Raw genomic sequence first — 2,435 nt, 5'->3', positions numbered from 1 at the left:
TCCCATGCGGATCACTCCGTTGCCCCGTCGCTCACCGCTATGGGGGAAGGTTCACATGGCTCAATTCTCAGTGAAAATTAGGCGACTTTCCGGCTCAGTTCTGGGTGGAAATCAACAATCGGTGCTTGAATGAAAGTTCGAAACGGGCCGGATTTCCGGCCTGTTCTGTAAACGACCGCTGGTCATCTGAAGCCGGATTCGTAGCTTCTTCATCATCCGCGACAATGATCCGAACAGCAAAATCGCATTGGGATGCGTGAGCCTATGGTGAAAAAGCGGCACACCGCTTTCGGGTTCAACGCAGAGAAATCGGAAGGTGGCAGCAGTCACCGCACGGCCCGTTCTTGCCGTCAACGGTACGGTTGCCGCCTCAGGCCTCGACCGATCCATCAAATGCGAGAAAATTACCACGTTGACTCTCGGCTGAGTTGCGGCATCTAGATATAATGAGGTTATAGACTGGCATTGCGGGATTCCGCGTTCAGGACGGAACAAGACGTGTGTGCATCAACACAGTTGAGTTTAAGCAATCCCCGGCTTCTGACCGTCCTTTTCGCCGATATCCATGAATACACGCGCTTGGTCGAGCGTGACGAACAAAACACCATTATCCGCGTGACGGATTATCTGGCGCTCATCCGCGATCTGATCGCGGATTATGGCGGAGCGGTCGTGAACACGGCCGGAGACGGCTTTGTCGCAACCTTTGAAAACCCGAGTCAGGCAGTCTCGTTTGCATTGGAGATGCAGCGTGCGCTTGCCCGCGAAACCGGCGCCGTCGATGGCAATGACCAGATCCGATACCGCGTCGGCATCTCGATCGGCGACACGTTCGAGGGACAGGACGGGGTCTATGGTCATAGTGTCAACCTTGCGGCGCGCGTGCAAAGTTTCGCCGAACCGGGCGGAATTTGCATCACCGGAGCCATTTACCGGCTGGTCCGCCATATAAGCGATCTTCGGCCGCGCTCGATTGGCACAAAACGGTTGAAGAACATCACGACTCCGCTCGAGATATTCGCGCTGGACCTCAACTTCGTTCCGCGACGCAACGATGCCGTCGTGGCACAGTGGAAGTCCGCGACACTTGCAGACAGCATTCCCGATGCATCATTGGCGGTGCTTCCGATGGAGAATCTGTCTGGCGGCAAAGACGACGAGTTTCTTTGCCAAGGGATTGTCTCGGATCTGATCACGAGCCTTTCGCGCTTTCGCAGCTTGATGGTCATCGCGCGTCGATCATCGGCGTTGGCTGCTTCGCAGGCAGCTTCGCTGCGTTCAATTGGTCAGAATCTGGGCGTGCGCTATCTTTTGACGGGCTCTCTTCGCCGATCCGGAAACCGCGTCAGGATGACATTCGATTTGATCGAGGCGGCCCGAGAGAACACATTATGGTCCGAGCGATACGACGGAATTCTGACCGACATTTTCGATTTTCAGGACGATATCGCCTCGACAACAGCGTCACGGGTTGCGATCCAGATGGACATGGTCGAGCGGCGGCGTCTGGCAGAGCAAAGCCATCCGGCTCTATACGCCTATGGTCTGGTGCAGCGCGGACAGTTTCTGGGGTCGCAATTTAGCCCGAGCGCCAATCTTGGGGCGCGGCAATTGTTCGAACAGGCATCGCTGCTAGACCCGTCATATAGCGGCAGCTATGCGGCGAAATCGCGGACGTTCAACGTCGAATGGCGTTACAACTGGTCCAGAAATCCCGAAGCCGCAGTGAATGAGGCGCTGAATCTGGCCGAACGCGCCGTGCAATGTGATGCGCTCGATACCCGCGGCCTTTCGGAAATGGGATTGGCGCATCTGTACAAACGGCAGTACTCCGAGGCGGTTGCCGCCTATGAGCGTGCCTTGGCACTCAATCCGAATGACGCGGATCTTCTGGCGAATATGGGCGATTGCCTGGCCAATGTCGGTCAAAGCGAACGGGCTGTCCAGTTGCTCGAGCGGGCGATCAAATTGAACCCGTTCCACCCCGACGAGTATCTTTGGTTCTTGGGCGACGCCTATTTCCACAAGGGCGATTACCGAAAGACGATCGAGACGTTAGGCCGCCTGCGCGACCAATCCGAAGCGTATCGCCTGCTTACCGCGAGTTATGCACTGTTGGGATTGGTCAATGATGCAAGGCACTACGCAGGCGAATTGATGCGTATTCAGCCTGATTTCTCGATCGGAAGGCTACGAACTTTATCCGCCCTCAAGCGCCCCGAGGATCGGGAAATATATGTTGATGGTCTAAGGCGTGCGGGCTTGCACTAGGCTCAGATGGGATATCCGGCTTGCGTCCCATTTCCTGTTCCGGGTGTCATGAGGTGCTGCGCTTCGGGCTGATGGTAGAACGTGGTCTGTGAGAAGCAGCCACACGCATCAGGTAGGAAGCGCAGCATGCAGTATGGTGCCGACTTGGATGTGTCGGTAAAAGT

General features: G+C 56.1%; 1 protein-coding gene. It reads left to right on the top strand.

Annotation, left to right across the window (positions count from 1 at the left end; all coding sequences use genetic code 11):
- Window positions 1-516: 516 nt before the first annotated feature.
- Window positions 517-2,271, top strand: coding sequence for an adenylate/guanylate cyclase domain-containing protein (locus tag GL286_RS21975; protein WP_155097691.1), 1,755 nt, complete (start codon window positions 517-519; stop codon window positions 2,269-2,271).
- Window positions 2,272-2,435 lie beyond the last annotated feature (164 nt).

The sequence above is a fragment of the Paracoccus aestuariivivens genome (genome assembly GCF_009711225.1).
In the GTDB taxonomy this organism is placed as follows: Bacteria; Pseudomonadota; Alphaproteobacteria; order Rhodobacterales; family Rhodobacteraceae; genus Paracoccus; species Paracoccus aestuariivivens.
The sequence above is the reverse complement of the archived record's forward strand: the minus strand, read 5'-3'. Positions and strand labels throughout refer to the sequence as shown.